This window comes from Tabrizicola sp., from assembly GCF_041911175.1.
Lineage (GTDB): Bacteria > Pseudomonadota > Alphaproteobacteria > Rhodobacterales > Rhodobacteraceae > Tabrizicola.
This window is the reverse complement of sequence record NZ_JAYRPN010000107.1, coordinates 1-17,800: the sequence shown is the minus strand read 5'-3', so window position 1 is coordinate 17,800 and position 17,800 is coordinate 1. Positions and strand designations below refer to the sequence as shown.

At 65.1% G+C, this 17,800-nt stretch carries 15 protein-coding genes; 4 read left to right on the top strand and 11 right to left on the bottom strand.

The window, feature by feature from the left end:
* Positions 1 to 31: 31 nt before the first annotated feature.
* Positions 32 to 850: a ParB/RepB/Spo0J family partition protein gene (locus ACE3P6_RS14650; RefSeq protein WP_374396357.1), complete on the top strand. Its 819-nt coding sequence runs from the start codon at positions 32 to 34 to the stop codon at positions 848 to 850.
* 72 nt (positions 851 to 922) lie between these two features.
* On the opposite strand, the gene ACE3P6_RS14645 is transcribed toward ACE3P6_RS14650, so the two are convergent.
* Together ACE3P6_RS14645 and ACE3P6_RS14640 are read right to left on the bottom strand one after the other, a co-directional pair.
* Positions 923 to 1,450: a hypothetical protein gene (locus tag ACE3P6_RS14645; RefSeq protein ID WP_374396356.1), complete on the bottom strand. Its 528-nt coding sequence runs from the start codon at positions 1,448 to 1,450 to the stop codon at positions 923 to 925.
* Positions 1,450 to 2,730: a phage minor head protein gene (locus ACE3P6_RS14640; RefSeq protein ID WP_374396354.1), complete on the bottom strand. Its 1,281-nt coding sequence runs from the start codon at positions 2,728 to 2,730 to the stop codon at positions 1,450 to 1,452. Before ACE3P6_RS14640 ends, ACE3P6_RS14645 begins: the two co-directional genes overlap by 1 nt.
* 518 nt (positions 2,731 to 3,248) lie before the next feature.
* Here ACE3P6_RS14640 and ACE3P6_RS14635 point away from each other — a divergent pair.
* Together ACE3P6_RS14635 and ACE3P6_RS14630 are read left to right on the top strand one after the other, a co-directional pair.
* Positions 3,249 to 4,349: an efflux RND transporter periplasmic adaptor subunit gene (locus ACE3P6_RS14635; RefSeq protein ID WP_374396351.1), complete on the top strand. Its 1,101-nt coding sequence runs from the start codon at positions 3,249 to 3,251 to the stop codon at positions 4,347 to 4,349.
* A gap of 10 nt (positions 4,350 to 4,359) precedes the next feature.
* The gene (locus ACE3P6_RS14630) at positions 4,360 to 7,434 is read left to right on the top strand and encodes an efflux RND transporter permease subunit (protein ID WP_374396349.1); all 3,075 of its coding nucleotides are present in this window, start codon (positions 4,360 to 4,362) and stop codon (positions 7,432 to 7,434) included.
* Between the two features lie 279 nt (positions 7,435 to 7,713).
* On the opposite strand, the gene ACE3P6_RS14625 is transcribed toward ACE3P6_RS14630, so the two are convergent.
* The 9 genes from ACE3P6_RS14625 to ACE3P6_RS14585 all read right to left on the bottom strand — a co-directional run bounded on the left by ACE3P6_RS14625 (position 7,714) and on the right by ACE3P6_RS14585 (position 16,448).
* Positions 7,714 to 8,319, bottom strand: coding sequence for a helix-turn-helix domain-containing protein (locus ACE3P6_RS14625; RefSeq protein WP_374396346.1), 606 nt, complete (start codon positions 8,317 to 8,319; stop codon positions 7,714 to 7,716).
* 150 nt (positions 8,320 to 8,469) lie between these two features.
* The gene (locus ACE3P6_RS14620) at positions 8,470 to 9,693 is read right to left on the bottom strand and encodes a flavin monoamine oxidase family protein (protein WP_374396345.1); all 1,224 of its coding nucleotides are present in this window, start codon (positions 9,691 to 9,693) and stop codon (positions 8,470 to 8,472) included.
* A 28-nt stretch (positions 9,694 to 9,721) separates the two neighbouring features.
* On the bottom strand, positions 9,722 to 10,609 hold the full coding sequence (locus tag ACE3P6_RS14615) for a DMT family transporter (RefSeq protein WP_374396342.1): 888 nt from the start codon (positions 10,607 to 10,609) through the stop codon (positions 9,722 to 9,724).
* Between the two features lie 7 nt (positions 10,610 to 10,616).
* Positions 10,617 to 11,930: an NAD(P)/FAD-dependent oxidoreductase gene (locus ACE3P6_RS14610; RefSeq protein WP_374396340.1), complete on the bottom strand. Its 1,314-nt coding sequence runs from the start codon at positions 11,928 to 11,930 to the stop codon at positions 10,617 to 10,619.
* A gap of 41 nt (positions 11,931 to 11,971) precedes the next feature.
* The gene (locus ACE3P6_RS14605; protein ID WP_374396339.1) at positions 11,972 to 12,316 is read right to left on the bottom strand and encodes a cupin domain-containing protein; all 345 of its coding nucleotides are present in this window, start codon (positions 12,314 to 12,316) and stop codon (positions 11,972 to 11,974) included.
* A 21-nt stretch (positions 12,317 to 12,337) separates the two neighbouring features.
* Positions 12,338 to 13,390 carry an ABC transporter ATP-binding protein gene (locus ACE3P6_RS14600; RefSeq protein ID WP_374396337.1) on the bottom strand — a complete coding sequence of 351 codons (1,053 nt, stop codon included), beginning with the start codon at positions 13,388 to 13,390 and terminating at the stop codon, positions 12,338 to 12,340.
* Between the two features lie 23 nt (positions 13,391 to 13,413).
* Positions 13,414 to 14,196: an ABC transporter permease gene (locus tag ACE3P6_RS14595; protein ID WP_374396336.1), complete on the bottom strand. Its 783-nt coding sequence runs from the start codon at positions 14,194 to 14,196 to the stop codon at positions 13,414 to 13,416.
* Complete coding sequence (locus ACE3P6_RS14590) at positions 14,196 to 15,377, bottom strand: ABC transporter permease (protein WP_374396332.1); 1,182 nt, start codon at positions 15,375 to 15,377, stop codon at positions 14,196 to 14,198. Before ACE3P6_RS14590 ends, ACE3P6_RS14595 begins: the two co-directional genes overlap by 1 nt.
* 81 nt (positions 15,378 to 15,458) lie before the next feature.
* Positions 15,459 to 16,448 (bottom strand): ABC transporter substrate-binding protein, encoded by a 990-nt coding sequence (locus ACE3P6_RS14585; protein WP_374396330.1) that lies wholly within the window; start codon positions 16,446 to 16,448, stop codon positions 15,459 to 15,461.
* Positions 16,449 to 17,307: 859 nt separating this feature from the next.
* Here ACE3P6_RS14585 and ACE3P6_RS14580 point away from each other — a divergent pair.
* Positions 17,308 to 17,800: hypothetical protein (locus ACE3P6_RS14580; RefSeq protein WP_374396327.1), on the top strand; the 493-nt coding region annotated here is incomplete at its 3' end.

Genomic DNA, 17,800 nt, shown 5'->3' with positions numbered 1-17,800 from the left:
CTGCCTCCTTCCCCACCCGAAGGAGGCCCCGATGCTGCTCGACCTGCCCATCCCCGAAATCGCCCCCCACGCACTCCTGCGCGACCGCACCGCCTTGGACCCCGCCGCCCTCCACCTCCTCCAGCACTCCATCGCCACCGAGGGCCTGCGCACCCCCATCGAGGTCTGGCAACTCTCCACGCCCAAAGACGGCCACCTTTACGGCCTCATCTCCGGCCTCCGCCGCCTCACCGCAGCCCGCGCCCTGGGCCACGAAACGATCCCCGCCTTCCTCCGCGCCCCGCAAAGCATCGCCCAGGCCCTCGCCAGCATGGTGACGGAAAACGAGATCCGCGAACCCGTCACCCCGTGGGAGAAGGCGACCCTCATCCTCAACGCCATCGGGGAGGGTCACTTCGACACCCCCGACACCGCCATCGCCACCCTCTTCCCTTCGACACCCCGCACCACCCGCACCCGCATCCGCAACCATGTGAGCGTGGTCGAAGCCCTCGCCCCCCTCCTCACGACGCCCGCTCTCCTCACCATCCGCCAGCTCGACACCCTCGCCGCCGCCCTGCAATCCGGCCACGAGGACCTCCTCACCGCCACCCTCCACCCCGTGCAGGGTCAGGGGTCCGAGACCCAATGGTCCACCCTCCGCCCCGTCCTGCAGGATGTGCTGCGAGAGCCCACCAACCCCACCACCCGCCGCCCCCGCAGGCTCCTGAAGCTGCGCCAGGGCCTGACGATCACGCGGGAGGCCTGCCCCGGCGGCTACATCCTCCGCTTCACCGGCCCGCAGGCGAAAAGCCCCGGACTGATCGACGACGTGCTGGACAGAGTGGAGGAATGGTTCGGCGGGGAGTGAGCGCACGGGTGGGCAATCTGCCCGCCTTCCGAGCCAGAATCGGTCGGGGTTTACTCCGGCCTTCCGTCGCGTTCACCGATCCAACGGGTTCTCGACGAACCGGAACGGAACTTCGGACCCGTCCGGCAGACACTCGACAAGGATCGGCGGGAGCATGTCCAAGTCTCTGTCCGGATTCCAACTGTCCATAATTGCGATATCGGTCAGTGGCCCGAACGTATCGTCGATGTACTCGAAATTCGAATCCCGAAACGCGAACGTGTCAAGAACCTGCACATACTGCGGAAGGTCGTGGCGCCAGGGATACTCGACGGTCAATAGGATGACATCGACGCCGCAAGCATACCTCTCTTCCATAAGGTACGGTGACACATCATTCGAACCCTGCCCTTCGAACTCATGGCGGCGCGTAAAGCCGGTTTCACGGTCAGTCAAAGTCACCGCAAAGCGGACATCTTCATCGACCGATTCTAACTGAATGGCCAGCGTCCGAGTCGAAACACTGTAAAGGTCGTAAAGTGTCTGGAAATGTCCCAACTCTTCCGCAGAAATGTGGGAAGGCGCCACCAACAAGACAAGCAAGAAGCCATAAAGCCGCATCACTCCGCGTCCTCGAACCTTGGCTGGGCGACCGAAAACCGACAGATTTTGTCGAACTGTCCGCCATCCCGAAGATGCTGCATGAACTTTCTGCGCTGGCTGCGGCTCTCTTCATCGGTCCGCCGATTAATCCGCTCGGTTATGCTATTGGTTGCTGCGTCGGTAAGACCTGCATTGGCAAGTTCGGGCAGATTGTGATCCAGCCAGAAGTAGACCGCTGATCTGACAGCGTAGACTGGTTCGGCGGCGCGGTCCGGATCAGCGGCGAAATCTATGCCTTCGCGAAAAGTTTCTTCATGCCACTCCGAAAACGCCCGGTAATTGCCGCGTCCCGTCAGCTGAAATAGCCCGCGGCCCCGAAATCTCCAGCCGTCACCGCTCTCAGCATCGCCGTTGCCATTCCGGTTTGCAAGCGCCAGATTTGCGATCATTTCCTGATTTGCAGGATGCTCTTCGGTCCACCCAAAGAGCTCGGCTTGATCGGGGTTCTCGGAAAAATACTGGTAGACGCTGACAAGACGAGCGGGTCTATAGGTGAAATCTTCTACAAGCCTCGCGTCGTCGCCCGCTTCTTTCCGCATCTGCGCAAGGAAGTGGATCAATCTTTCACGCGAATCAAGTTGCCCCGACATGATCCGAAGATCCAGTTCTCGGGCGATCTTGGCCAATGTATCTGTCTCCGCCTCCGGGAAGACGAAAGCCAGCCGGTCACCCGTCAGCATATCGCAAACGCTCTCCTCCGGCAGATACTCAAGATTGATGATCGGCTCCGCCGTGCAGCGGCAATTCCATGCTTCTCCGGGGTGGCCGCCAAAGGGCGGCTGCGACCAGAGGAAGACCTGATCGTCGTTCTCTCGATGTGCGGCGCGCACTTTGCCATCGTCGCTGCTGCGCCAGACATAGGAGGAGAGGCCGAGCGCTTCCTGCTGGAACTGGCCGTTCAACCGCTCGGCATAGCGCCTCAGGATTGCCGTGATGACCGGATCGTTCGGATTGACGGGCACGCCTGTTTCGCCCAGCCGGGATGAAACCACTTCGCGCAGTTCGTCCCGGATCGGGGTCAGATCGACCGAAGTGATGTCGATGCTGACGCCTGTGGGAAGAAAGGCATTCAGCCGCGCCAATCCGGTTGCAAGAGCGTCGTCGATGATGCTGTCCAGCAGCCGTTCGGGCTCGACCGTGAATTTGAGTTCCGGGGCAGCAGAATGGTTCAGCGGCAGGACGAAGGCGCTGTTCCCGCCAGACCTGATCCAGCGCGCAAACTTGGTCTCATGTCGCATGACGGACTCCCTCGGGTTCGACCTACGGATAGACCACAAGGCTGAACAGTATATTAACCCTGCATAAGCCGCGCCCGCCCTCGCGGCCACGGTTGCCGCCACCGAGGGTGACATGAAAACGCTCAATGCTTAACGCCCATCCTGGACCTTAACAAATCCCTAACGTCCACGACCAACCCATTGATTTCATTGTCTCGAAAAATCTGTCCACCGTGGACACCCCTCACCAGTGAGGCGGGCGGACGTTCGCTTCCGGGGCCTCCCCCCGCAGGGCCTCCTCATCCGCTGCCCTCCTTCGGTGAAGGTGCATTCGTTGATGGCGATCCCTTCATCGACACCCCCTTGGAGCTGTACCAGACCCACGCCTTTGCCTCCGACGGTCGCGCGCTGCGCGGCTGACGGTGTCAGTCTGAAGTCGACCGGACATCACGAATTGACTATCCGGACAATCCAGTCCAGTCAGACAAAATCCTGTCATACCGGTCCTTCCCGACGACCGCACAACGGAGCCTTCCCCCATGTTCAAGCGGCTTGTCATCGCGATCATCCTGCTGAGCCTCGTTGTTGGCGGGATTGTCTGGTTCAAGTTCTTCCGCGACGGAATGATGGCGCAGTTCCTGTCCGGGATGGTGCCGCCGCCGGTGCCGGTGACTGCCGAGACGGTCGAAGCCGTGACCTGGCAACCGGGGATCGACGCCATCGGCACCGCCCTGGCCGCGCGCGGCGTGGACCTGGCCATCGAATCGGGCGGGCTGGTGCAGGAGATCCTGTTCGCGCCGAACGACGCCGTCTCGGAAGGGCAGCCGCTGGTGCAGATCAAGGACGACAGCGAACGGGCGGCGCTGGCCGCCGGGCAGGCCGCGCTTGGCGTGGCGCTGGCCGACCTGAGCCGCACCCAGACGCTGAGCGAGCGGGGCGTCGGTGCCGCGAACACGGTGGAGACCGCCGAAGCGCAGACCGAAAGCGCGCGGGCCGAGGTGACGCGGGCGCAGACCGCGCTGGACGGCAAGCGGGCGATCGCGCCATTTGCCGGGATGATCGGTATCCCGCAGATCGAGGTCGGCCAGTATGTGTCGGTCGGCACGATCTATGCCACCTTGCAGGATCTTGGGCAGATGCGGGTCGATTTCACCGTGCCCGAACAGCAGATCGCCGCGCTGGAACTGGGCCGCGAGATCACCGCCGCAACCGAGGTCGGGGATCTGAGCGCCAAGGGCCGGATCATCGCCATCGAGCCCCGTGTCGATCCCAATTCCCGGCTGATCACGGTGCGGGCCGAGGTGGATAATCCCTCGGGCAAGCTGTATCCCGGCCAGTTCCTGCGCGTGCGGGTGGCCCTGCCGGCCGAGGAGGGCGTGATCGCCCTGCCGCAAACCGCCGTCAGTTCCACGCTTTACGGCGATTCCGTCTATGTGGTGAAACCGGGCGAGGCGGAGGGTGAGCTGGTCGTCGATCAGGTCTTCGTCAAGCTGGGCCGCCGGTCCGGGGCCCGGATCGAAGTGGTCGAAGGCATCAAGCCCGGTCAGCAGGTGGTCACCTCGGGCCAGAACCGGCTGACGGACGGGGCCAAGGTCACGATTGATACCTCCGTGACGCTTGACGCGCCTGCCGCGGACTGAGGGGACAGCGATGCATTTCTCCGAGATCTTCATCCGTCGACCCGTGCTTTCCACGGTTCTCGCCGCGCTGATCCTGTTCCTGGGACTGTCGTCGATCATGAACCTGCCGATCCGCCAGTATCCCGAGGTGGAGGAAACGGTCATCACCGTGACCACGACCTATCCGGGTGCGGCCCCGGATCTGATCCAGGGGTTCATCACCTCTGTGGTCGCGTCCGCCGTGTCGACCACCGAGAACGTCGACTTCATCACCAGCGCATCGCGGCCCTCGGCCTCGGTGGTGACGGTGCAGATGAAACTGGGTGCGGACCCCGACGTCGCGCTGACCGAAGTGATGTCCAAAGTGCAGCAGGTGCGCGGCCAGCTGCCGTCCGAATCGGACGACCCGGTGATCGTCAAGGGCAATGGCCAGACCTTTGCCCTGATGTATCTGGCGGTGCAGAACCCCAACATGACGCCAGAGCAGCTGACCGAATATCTGGAACGTGTCGTCCGTCCGCGCGTGACCAATATCGACGGCGTGGCGCAGATGGAGATCCTGGGCGCTTCGCAATACGCGATGCGCGTGTGGCTGGACCCGCTGGAGATGTCGGCGCGCGGAGTGACGGCCTCCGAAGTGCTGGCCGCGATCCGGTCGTCCAACTTCCTGTCGGCCCCCGGCAAGACCGAAAACGAATATTTCGCCTATTCGCTGAAGCTGGAATCGACCATCCAGTCCGCAGAGGCCTTTGGCGCATTGCCCTTGGTGCAGGGCAAGAACGGCGTCGTGCGCCTGCGCGACGTGGCCGACATCGAGCTTGCCTCGGGCGAGCAGGACGCGGTCGTGACCTTCGACGGCCAGCCCGGAACCTTCATCGGCATCGTTCCCGCACCCGGCGAAAACCAACTGGACGTGGCGTCCAACGTGCTGACGGAGCTGCCCCTGCTGAGCGCCACGCTGCCGCAAGGGATGACCGTCAAGCTGGTCTATGATTCGACGGAAACCATCTCGGCCTCGATCGAGGAAGTGTTCAAGACCATCGCCGAGGCGGTCGCCATCGTGGTTGTGGTGATCCTCTTGTTCCTCGGATCGTTCCGGTCGGTGATGATGCCCATCGTCACCATCCCGTTGTCGCTGGTCGGCGTCTGCGCGATCATGCTGGCGCTTGGCTATTCGATCAACCTCTTGACCCTCCTGGCGATGGTGCTGGCCATCGGCCTGGTGGTCGACGACGCCATCGTCGTGGTCGAGAACATCCACCGTCATATCGAGGACGGCATGACCCCGGCCGCGGCGGCGATCCAGGGGATGAAGGAAATCACCGGCCCGGTGGTGGCGATGACCATCACCCTGGCGGCAGTGCTGGCGCCACTTGCCTTCACCGGCGGGCTGACGGGCACGCTCTTCACCGAATTCGCGCTGACGCTGGCGGGATCGGTCATCATCTCGGGCCTCGTCGCCCTGACGATCACCCCGGCCATGTCCGCGCGCCTGCTGACCCACGGGGAACCCGGGCGGTTCCAGCGCTCTGTCGACCGGGTGCTGAACGGCGTGTCCAACTGGTACGAACGGCGGGTGTCGTCATCGCTGGACTACCGGCCGGTAACGATCCTGATGGTGCTGACCCTGCTGGGGGCGACCGGGTTCATGTTCGTCAATACTTCCAGCGAACTTGCGCCCGAAGAGGATTCCGGTGCGCTGTTCGCCATCCTGAACGGCCCGCGCTATGCCACGCTGGACTATACCGATGCCTTCACCAACGAGATCGCGGCCAGAACCAAGGGCATCGAGGAGGTGCAGACCTCATTCTCGGTCGCGGGGTTCGGCGGGGCGACCAACAGCGGCTTCTATATCTGGGCATTGAAGGACTGGTCCGAGCGTAGTCGCAGCCAGTCGGAAATCCAGCAGCAGATCCAGGGTATTCTCGATACCGCGTCTGGGTTGCAGGGCTATGTCTTCGCGCCGCCGTCCCTGCCCGGCGCGGGCGGCGGCCTGCCGATCTCGATGGTGATCCAGTCGATCCATTCGCCCGACCGGGTGTTCGAGATCGCCGAAGCGATTCGCCTGAAGGCGATGCAGTCCGGCAAGTTCATGGTGGTGCAGAACAGCCTGTCCTTCGATGCGCCGCAGGTGCGCGTCGTGATCGACCGCGACCGCGCCGCCAATCTGGGGGTGGCGGTCAGCGACATCGGCAATACGCTCGGCCTCCTGGTCGGGGGCGGCGCGGTTGCGCAATTCGACCGCGACTCGAACAGCTACGACATCGTCACCCAGGTGCCGGCCGAATGGCGCGACAATCCCGAACGCCTGACCGAGTTCTTCGTGCGCTCCGGCTCGGGCGCGATGGTGCCGCTGTCGTCGGTCGTCTCGCTGGATCTCGGCGTGACCGTCGCGTCCATCGAGCAGTTCAACCAGCTGAACTCGGCCACCCTGTCGGCGATGCCGATGCTCGGCCTGTCCTCGGGCGTGGCCTTGGCGGAACTGGACCGGATCGCCGCCGAAGAACTGCCGGACGGCTTCTTTGTCGATTATTCCGGCCAGTCCCGGCTGGAAAAGACCGAGGGCAACACCATCCTTCTGGCCTTTGCTGCCGCGCTGGTGGTCATCTATCTGGTGCTGGCAGCGCAGTTCGAAAGCTTCCGCGACCCGTTCATCATCATGATGTCGGTGCCCTTGTCGATCTTTGGCGCGGTGCTGCCGCTGTATCTGGGGATGAGTACGCTGAACATCTATACGCAGGTCGGCCTGATCACGTTGATCGGCCTGATCACCAAGCACGGCATCCTGATGGTCGAATTCGCCAACCAGCAGCGCGAAAAGGGAATGTCGCGTCGGCAGGCCATCGTCACCGCCGCCAAGACCCGCCTGCGGCCCATCCTGATGACGACGGCAGCGATGGCCCTGGCCGTGCTGCCGCTGATCATCGCCGAGGGCGCAGGCGCCGCGGCCCGGCAGGCGATGGGCCTGGTGATCTTCACCGGACTGCTGGTGGGCACGGTCTTCACGCTGTTCGTAGTGCCGATGTTCTACTCGCTGATCTCGCGCAACGATGCGTCCTATTCGCTGCACCGAAGGAGCGTCGAACAGACCTTCGGCCCGGGGTGAGCTGCCGGGTTTCCGCATCAGTCGAGGGGATCGCGATTGCGAACATGATCTGCGGGGGCCCGCGCCGCCCCAGCATCGGCTGGGCCGCCAGCGTCGCGATCAAGCGGGCGGGGGTTCGCCCCTGAAGGTCTGCCGTTTCCGCCTCGGCCCGCACGCGCCAGTCGACCAGCCGCTCCGGCGCCATCAGTGCCGACAAATCCCCCTTCTCTTGGCCCCACGCGGCAACAATCGTTACCGAAGCCTTTCAAAGGCGCGGGACAACCCCTGCACCTCCTTGCCTTAGACGGTCGCCGGCGCAACGACCCAAAGAACTTCGCAGGTGTCCTCGCCGATGGTCCAGAACCGCACCAGCGAGGAAGCCGGGAAGGCGAAACTGTCGCCGGTGTTGACGACCACCTTGACGCCGTTCAGCTCAAGACCGAGGGTACCCGCAAGAACGATGCCGCACTTGCCGCCTTCCGCGTTGCTGTAAGGCTCGCCCGACGAGGCGCCCGGTCGCATGACGAAGCGCAGCATCTGGATCCGGGGCTGGGTATCCGGCGTCAGCAGCTCCTTGATCAGCGCCCCGTCCAGATAGCTGAGCGAGCGGCGGGCATTGGCGGGCACGACGAATTCCGCCGCCTGGCCCACGGCCTCTCCCTCGCGGTGGAAAAGCCAGTTCACCGGCATGTCCATCGCCGCGCAGATCGCGCGCAGGGTCTTGATCGAGGGGGCGACAAGGCCGCGCTCGACCTGGCTGAGCATGCCGACAGAAATCCCCGCCGGTTCGGCCACCTGTTTCAGGGACATGCCCCGCATCTGGCGCCGCAGACGCAGGGTCTCGCCAACCTGGCCGGTATCGCTGTGATCCCCTGCCGAAACCGGGTCGACGATTGCATTTGCCACGGGCGGTCCTTTTGCTGCTCATACCCTCGCGTCGGCAGGGCGACGGATGGTCTTGGTGATCTGTTTCTACAAAACTAATGCTTTTCAGCATAGGGTCTGATCAACGGCCGGGGCGGGGGCGCCCCGGCCGTTGCGGTTGCGGGGAGGCCGTCAGATCAGCGTCAAGAGCCTTGCCGCCCGCGCGCCGGACTCGAGCGCGCCGTTCAGCGAGGCGAAGCGGGTATGCTCGCCCGCGAAGGCGATGGCGCCCGCCTTCTGGTCGAAGACACGGTCCTGCGCCGGCTCCCAGTCAAGGCCGGGCATCGAATAGGCGCCCTCGGCATGCGGCTCGGTGCCCCAGTTCGTCAGCACGCAATCGTCGCTGACCGTCAGGTCGGTGCGATAGGCCCGGGTCAGGTCCAGCCAGTGGCCGGGGCCTTCCTCCAGCTTCAGGCTGGCCATCGTCGCCCGCCCCCCGGCGTAGGAGGTCAGGCTGCCGCGTGCCACGTCGCAGCCCTCGGGGGCGGCGGTGCTCCAGGACCACCAGGGTGCGTTCGGCGCCTGGATGCCCTTGGGCGGGGCCTCGCCGCTGACGGCGATGTTCAGCTTGGCCGCGGCGCCCATCACCCGGCCCTCGATGGCCTTGCGCATCAGGTCGGGCAGGTCCAGCGTGGCGATCAGACGTTTCAGCTTGGGCAGGGGCACCGCGATCACCGCCGCATCGCCGGTGAACTCGGCGCCCGAGGCCGTGCGCATCGTCACCTGTCCATCGGCTTGCCGGACCTCGACGACGGGCGTCCCGAAGCGCACCACATCGCCGAGGCGGCGGTGGATTTCCCGTGCCACTGCGTCATTGCCCGCCAGCACCCGGCCGCGATGTTCGACATAGCTCTTGGCGTGCCCCTGGAACATGCGGGCGATGGCGATGCCGTTGATCTGGTCGGGATCGCAGGTCGTGGTGGCGAACAGCTTCTGGCAATAGGGCAGCTTTTCATAGTCCGGGCCATAGGCCTCGCGCGCGACCTCGCGCAGCGAGACGCGGTAGCCCCGGCTTGCGGCCAGCCGCTCGGCCGCCGCGGCCAGCGCCGCGATATGGTCGCCCAGAACCTCGGGCGACATGATCGAGCCGTCGACCTGCCAGCGCCGGTCGAAGCTGATGCCCAGCCCGACGATGGGCAGGCCGAATTCGGCGCAGAGGCGGCGGAGGGTGTGGTCGTTCACGTCGATGAACTCGCCGCCGTGTTCGAAGATCTCGCCGTTGGGCAGGGTGTCGGACCAGCAGCGCCCGCCGACGCGCGTGTTGGATTCCAGGACCTCGACCACATGCCCGGCCTTCTGCAATTCCCAGGCGGCATTCAATCCGGCCAAGCCGGCGCCCGCGACCAGAACCTTCATCCGTTCCTCCCTTCGTGTTTCGAACGTGTCATTTGGTCCGGCCCTGCCAGATGGTCATCAGGGCGCAGCAGATCAGGACAAGCGTGCCGATGATCGTCACGCTGTCGGGGAATTCGTTGAAGAACCACCACCCGGCGAGGATGGCGCCCACCATCTCGACATAGCCGAGCGGTGCGATCAGCGAGGCCTCGCCCAGCTCGTAGGCCTTGATGATGAGGAACTGCACGGCAAGGCCGATGGCCGACAGTTCAAGGATCAGCAGCCATTCCGCGGCCCCGACCTCTTTCCACAGCACCACCGCCAGGGGTGCGGCAAGCGAGGCCGCGACGACATGGGTGTAGAAGGTGGCCGACAGGGCCGACATCCGCCCCGCCCCCTTGCGGATGGTGATGACATAGACCGCCATGCAGGCCCCCGACAGCAGCGGCAGGATGCTGGCGGCCTGAAACCCCTCGGCCGCCGGGCGGATGATCATCAGGACGGCGGCAAAGCCGACCAGCAGGACCAGCCAGCGCAGCAGGCCGACGGTTTCCCCCAGGAACAGCCTGGACAGGATCACGATGAAGAAGGGCTGCACGAAGCTGAGCGCCAGCGTGTTGGCGATGGGCAGGTGGTCCAGCGCCAGCACATAGGTGGTGATCGCGGCCAGGATCGACCCGCCCATCAGCAGGATGGGAAAGGGGCGCCGGAGGTGGGGAAGCACCTCCTCCCGGCGCCGCCAGACGAGGGGCAGCAGAACCAGGGTTCCGATGCCCATCCGCTGGAAGGTGGTCTGCAAGGGGGAATAGCCCCCCTGTACCAGAACCTTGGCCGCCACATCCGCCAGCGGCACGACCAGCATCGCCAGGCACATCAGAAGCGCGCCTGTCAGCGGCCGCGATGCGGGCAGGGGAAATGGATTTGCCTGCAAGGTCATGGGCCTGTCAGCCCGCCTTGTCGAAGAGGCGCGCAGTACGGTCGAGCGCCCGGTAGAAGGTGCCCACCACCGGCAGGAACCACGGATTCCCGTTGTAGAAATACAGCCGCGGGAAGTGGCTGTTGACGATGCCCCTGTCGTGGCCCGGCAGCTCCAGCATCATCTCGGCGCTGCGGTGGCCGAGATAGGTCATCATCGAAATGCCCCCGCCGTTGCAGCACGAGATGTAGTGGACCCCATCCTCCATCCGCCCGGCATGCGAGCAGAAGTCATAGGCAAAGCAGACGTTGCCGAACCACGAATGGCTGATTGCGGCGCGCTCCAGCGAGGGGAAGGTGTGCAGCATGAACTTGCGCAGGCCGACTGCCGATTGTTCCGCCGTCGAGGTCTGGAACCGCGCGCGTCCGCCGAACAGGATGCGCGTGCCGTCCGGCGAGCGGCGGAAGTAGTAGAGGATGTGCTTGGTATCGCCCGCCACGCGGTTCCTGGGCATCAGCTCTTCCAGCTGGTCGAAGGGCAGCTGCTCGGTCGCGATCATGTAGCTTTGCACCGGGATGGTGCGTTGCCGCAGCCAGCGCAGCGAAGGGTCGACATAGCCGTTGGCCGCCATCAGCACCTTTTCCGCCGAAAGCTGCACCGTGTTGCGGGTCTCGACATCCTCGACCCGGATGTCGAAATGCCCCGAGGCACGGGTCGATCCCACATAGCGGAAGCCGGTGAAGATGCGCACGCCCAGCTCGCGGGCGCGATTGGCCAGGGCGCGGATGTATTTGGCCGGGTGGATCGAGCCGGTGTCATGCTTGACCAGCGCGCCGCGATAGATGTCGGTCTTCAGCACCGCCTGCATCTCATCGGCGTCCAGCACATCGACGCTTGCACGCTTGTCCAGCGACAGCCCGTCGCGATAGGCGCGGAAGGCCTTGAGGTCCTTGTAGCTGTGCGCCCCCGACACCGAGCCGCTGAGGTTCAGGTCGAACGCGTCCTTCAGGGTGGCGGCGCGTTTCAGCATGAAGGGCATCGCCTGATCGTAGTCGTCCAGGATCTCGCGCGCGCGCTGCAGGCCGAACCGGCGCGCGGCCTCGTCCAGCGAGAATTTCGCGGCGGATCCGATCTGCCCGCCGTTGCGCGAACTGGCCCCTTCGCCGATCCGCTGCGCGTCGATGACGGCCACATCCGTCACCCCGGCCTCTGCCAGGGTGATCGCGGCGCTGAGGCCCCCGTAGCCCGAGCCGATGATGACGACCGAGAACTTGCGGGTGTCGAAACGGCGCTCGCCATGCGTGGGTTCGGCCTCTTCCCACCAGAACGGTTTGGTCTTCATGGTATTCCTTGCCTCTCTCGTTGCCTGCGCCCGTTCCCCGATCAGGGGTCGACGTAGAAGAACACTTTCCTGACCGGCGAGATGGTCCGCCAGGTGCCCTGGAAATCGGGGTCGATCCGCACCAGATCGCCCGCGGCAAAGCTGCGGGGGGCGCGGCCGTCCTCGGTCAGCTCGATCTCGCCTTCCAGCAGATAGAAATGCTCGATCCCCGCGCCGGTGCGGTCCATCCGGTGCAGGCCCGGGGTGGCGGCCCAGAACCCGGCTTGCACCGGACCCTCGTCGCTGCACGGCCAGGAGCGGAACTCGGGATCGCCTTCGAGCAGGCGCTCGGGGCCGGGCTTCTCGATGACCGGCTGGGCGGGGGCTAGGTGTTTCAGCTTGGACACGGGGTTGGTTCCTTTCGAAATTCAGTCCAGGACGATGGCGTTCTCGGCGGCGAACACCGCGAACAGGCCGGAGCCGTTCGGGTGGACGCCGGTCCGGGCGCTGCCATAGGCGAGGATCGGGGCGCCCGAGGCCGCGCCGAGGGTGTAGAGCGCGCGGTCGCCGGAATAGGTCGAGCTGACCACGGTGACCGGCAGCGCGATGCGCCCGTCGGTCGGTGCGCTTTCCCGGATCTCCACGTCTTCGGGCCGCAACAGCGCCAGCGCCTCGCCCACGGGGCAGTCGGAGGCGGGCATCTGGAAGCCCGACCCGATGAAGACCGCCTTTCCGCCGGGGGCGGGGCTGATCCGGCCGGTGAAGATGTTCGACTTGCCGACGAATTCGGCCACGAAACGCGATACGGGCTTGCGGTACAGCGTATGGGCGGTGTCGAACTGCTCGACCCTTCCCTGGTTCATCACGGCGATGCGGTCGGACATGTGCATCGCCTCTTCCTGGTCGTGGGTCACGTTGATGAAGGTGGTGCCCAGCGTCTGGTGGATGGCGCGCAGTTCCTCTTGCAGGTCGTGGCGCAGCTTCTTGTCCAGCGCCGACATCGGCTCGTCCAGCAAGAGGAGATCCGGCTTGAACACCAGCGCCCGGGCCAGGGCCACGCGCTGCTGTTGCCCGCCCGACAGCTCCTGCGGCTTGCGGGCGGCGAACCGTTCCAGCTGCACCAGCCGCAGAAGCGCCGTGACCCGTTCCTCGATCACGGCGCGGGGGCGGCGGCGGACGCGCAGGGGATAGGCGATGTTGTCATGCACCGTCATGTGCGGAAACAGCGCATAGCCCTGGAACACCAGCCCGAAGTTGCGCTTTTCGGGCGGAACGCGGGTGATGTCGCGCCCTTCCAGCAGGATGCCGCCCGCCGAGACCGGCTCGAACCCGGCCAGCACCTTCAGCAGCGTCGTCTTGCCCGAGCCGGAGGGGCCGAGGAGGGTGACGAACTCTCCCTTCGGGATCGAGAGCGTGACATCGTGAAGCGCCTGGAACGCCCCGTAATGTTTGCTGACCTTGGCGATTTCGATGAAGGACATCCGGCTGTTCCGCGACTGGTTGATCAAGGTTTCTGGACGGAGCCGCGCATCTGCAGGCGGCGGAGAAGGGCAAGGAACACCAGGCTCACCAGCGACAGCAGCACGGCCACGACGACGATCGGTGGTTGCAAGCGGTCGCGCAGGCCGGCGAACAGGGCGATGGGCAGGGTGGTGGAGCCGGGATCGGCCAGAAACAGCGCCACGACGACTTCGTCGAACGAGGTGATGAAGGCGAACAGCGCGCCCGCGGCATAGCCCGGCAGGGCCAGCGGCAGGATGATGGTCAGGAAGCGATAGCCGCGCGAGGCGCCCATCGAGGCCCCGGCCAGGTCGAGGTTCGGGTCCAGCCCGCGCAGCGAGGTGATGACCGACAGGAACACCAGCGGCGATCCCAGCACGGCATGGGCCAGCACCAGCGAGAAATATCCGCCGCCGATCCCCGCGCGGCCGAAGGCATAGGCAAAGGCCACGCCCACGACGACCGAGGGCACGATGATCGGCGACACGAAGAGCCCGGTCAGCACCACTTGCAGCGCGCGGGGCACCAGCATCACCCCCGTCGCGGCCAGCCCGCCGATGACGACGGCCAGCACCATCGCGCCGACCGCCACCTTCAGGCTGTTCATCAGGGCATTCACCCAGGTGGGCTGGGTCAGCACCTGGTGGAACCAGTCCAGTGTCAGCCCCTCGATCGGGTAGGTCAGGAAGGAGCTGGTGTTGAAGGCCAGGGGCCAGACCAGCAGCAGCGGCAGCGCAAGGAAGCCGGTGCAGAAGACGACGGTGGTCCAGTAGATGATCCGCGACATCACGCATCCCTCCGGTTCTGTCGCGCCGCGGCCCAGCGGGCCAGCCCCGCCACCGCGACGAGGAAGACGACCATGCCCAAGAGCAGCACCGACAGCGCCGAGGCCATGCCCCAGTTCAGCGTCTTGTTGACGAAATCGGCGATGAACCAGGCCAGCATCTGGTCCTCGGGCCCGCCGGTCAGCGCCGGGGTGACGTAGAAGCCCAGCGACAGGATGAAGACCGTGCCGCCCCCCACCGCGACGCCGCGCAAGGACTGCGGGAAGTAGACGCGCAGGAAGGTCTCGATCCGCCCCGCCCCCAGGCTGCGCGAGGCGTCGGACTGCGAGGCGGGAATTGTCCGCATCACGTTCAGCATCGGCAGGATGGCGAAGGGCAGCAGGACATGCGTCATCGCCAGCAGCGCGCCGAAGCGGTTGAAGATCAGCTGCACCGGCTGCGACACCAGCCCGAGCCCGACAAGGATGTTGTTCACCAGCCCGTTGGTCTGCAGCAGGACGACCCAGGCCGTCGTGCGCACCAGGACCGAGGTCCAGAAGCTGAGAAGCACCACCGCCAGCACAAGGGTGCTGACGCGGGGCGAGCCGTTCGCGGCGGCATAGGCCAGCGGATAGCCGATCAGCAAGGTCAGGATCGTGACCTGGAAGGTGATGGTCAGGGTGCGGCCCATCACGCGCAGATACATGTCGTCGCCCGCCTGCGCCGAGGCGCCGCTCTTGGTGTCGGCCTTGATGCCGAGGGCGCGCTGGTAGTATTTCCAGGTGACCCCGGCGGCGTTGGCGTTGATGATGTCCCAATAGCTCCGGTCCGCCCAGCGGTCGTCGAAGGCGACCAGCGCCGCCATCGTCGGTGCGATCTCGTCGGCAGCCTTGCCGGTGTTCATCACCAGCGACCGGAAACCGCTGCGTTGCTGGTTCAGCATCCGCGCGGCTTCGCCCAGCTGCTTCTTGTCCATCGCCCGGAAATCGGCCAGCAGCGCGGCCGCTTCCTGGTCGGCACTCGCCTCCGACCCCAGCGACGAAAGCGACTGAAACCGCTCGGAGAGGCCCGAGTTGTCCACGCTGAGCGAGATGATCGAGGTCAGCGGATAGACGAAGACCAGAAGATACAACGCCACCGGCAACATCAGGAGCACAAGCGCTGCGGCCCGGCTGCCATAGGGAGTAGCTTGAGCGGTGGACATGGGAAGCTCCGGGCCTGGAAGGGCGCTGGCCCACCGCCTGAGGGCGAGCCAGCGGAAGATCGTTCGATGGTCAGGACGGGGTTACTGGACGACCCAGCTGGTCCAGCGTTCCTTCAGGGCGTCGTAGTTCTCGATCCAGAAGGCGTCGGAATAGGCCAGCGCGGTGCTGATGTTGTCGCCCATCGGCAGGTTCGCGACCACATCGGCCGGCATCATCGCCGTGGCGCCGGTGTTGGTCGGCCCGTAGGGCATCTTCTCCGAGAACTTCACCTGCGCGGCGGCGTCATTGGCGATCTTCAGGAACTCGACCGACTGTTCCTTGTAGGGGCTGTCCTTCGGAATCGCCCAGACATCCATGTTGTAGACATGGTTGTTCCAGACGAATTCCAGCGGCTTGCCTTCCTTCTTGGCGGTGATGATGCGGCCGTTGTAGGCGGTGCTCATGCCCACGTTGCCGGCCACCAGCCATTCGACCGGTTGCGACCCGGCCTCCCAGAACTGCAGCTCGGACTTGATGGTGTCCAGCTTGGCGAAGGCCCGGTCCACGCCCTCGGGGGTGGAGAGCACGGCATAGACCTGATCCAGCGGAACGCCGTCGGCCATCAGGGCGTATTCCAGGTTCATCGTCGGGCTGTTGGTCATCCCGCGCTTGCCGGGGAACTTCTCGAGATTGAAGAAGTCGGCCCAGTCCTTCGGCGCCTCGGGGAAGGCCGAGGCGTTGTAGGCGAAACCGTTGCCGATCACCACGTTGCCCGCGGCACATTCCTGCACTGCCTCGGGGAGCAGCCCGGCCCCGCCGCCCAGGGCCTCCCAGTCGATCTCTTCCAGCAGCCCCTCGTCGCAGGCCAGCTGCGCGTCGGTGCCACCCATCATCACCAGGTCCCAGGTGACATTGCCGGTGTCGCTCATCGCCTTGAGTTCGGCGAGCCCGCCAAGATAGGTGGTCTCGATGATCTTCAGACCCTGCGCCTGGGCGAAGGGCTCGAAATAGGCTGCGCGCTGGGCGTCCTGATAGTTGCCGCCCCATGCCGCGATGGTGAAGTCGCGGGCGATGGCGGGGCCGGCACACATGATGGCCAACGCACTGATCGCAGGGAACCCGGTAAATCTCATGGTATTTCCTCCCTTTTGTTGGTGTGGTCCTTCTTGCAAGCCGTCTTGGACAGGTCGCAGGGGCAGGTGGGTTCAAATCGACCGCGAATCAGGCTTGATGACCTATCATTTCATTAAAAATAAAACTTTGGTATATTTTTTTAATCTACACGATCAAATCTCTGGTTTTGTTTTCTTGATGTTGCCGCCAGTGTACGCCGCTGCGCCTCTGCCCAGGGCCCGCGCGGGACGGTAGCGGTCGCTTTCCCACTTTTCTGGCGCGCCCCGCCCGGCCCCGTTCAAGGTCAGATGACCGTCGCCGACCAGCGCCCTGAAATGCTGCTTCAGGGTGTTCCGGTTTTCTCCGGTCAGCCTTCATGCGCGCGGGCGTGTCGAAAGGGCTGGCCGTTTCAAACACGATGCCGATCTGCTGACCTGCTTCATCGCAAGCCGCGATGGAGTTTGCCGAGGGTTTCCACGCTCCCCGGTGCCGCTCATCCTTTGCGCTGTGGCGCAGCAGGTCGCTTCCCAGGGCCGAGACGGCGCTGACGATGGCCGCCCTGGAAATGGCGGCGGCAGGCGTCGCGGTGGCTTGGGTACCGAAACGCCGGCCCGGAACGACCTGTCACATCGGCGCGTCGCCGATCTGTCCCAAGCCCTGCCCGACTGCCCGCTGTCCGTGCGCGGAGTCCGGCTGAAAGGCACGCCACGCCATGCTGAGACCGTCGTCTGGGCTCACCTGGAGGCGCTCGCTTCATGCTGCTGAGGCGTGTCGATTGCCGCTGGCGGCCCGTCTGTCAGGCCTGTAGCCTTCGCCAGTCAGCGAGGGATCAGACTCATGCACGTGGCCACTCTGCTCAACTCCGACATGTTCCAGATCCGCATCGACGGGCAGGCCGCGACGGCGGATGATCTCTTCCCCGGCTGGACTGAACTGGACCGCTTCGGTCTGGTGATCGACGAACCCCTCGGCGGCGTCGGTGCCACCCATCTGCTGCAATCCGCGATGATGGCGTTCTACGACGTCAAGCCCGGGCGCCGGTCCAGCCGGGCCGTCTACCCGGAGATATACGCCTTCCACATCGGCCAAAGCTATGGCTCGCATGCGCCCTACGACTTCTGGCCTGCCCGGCGCGAGGTGATCCTGCGCACCAGCGACCCGCGCGAGGTGCTGGACGCGATCAACGACCGTGGCATCACCCGGCTTGCCGTGCCCAACCGACCGCCGCGGGAGGTCACGCACCGCCCGAAAGAGGTCGAGGCCGCGCTGGACCGCATTTCTTCGGCCTTCCTCTACGACGCCTCCGGTCGCCTGCTCGGCGGCGAGATCG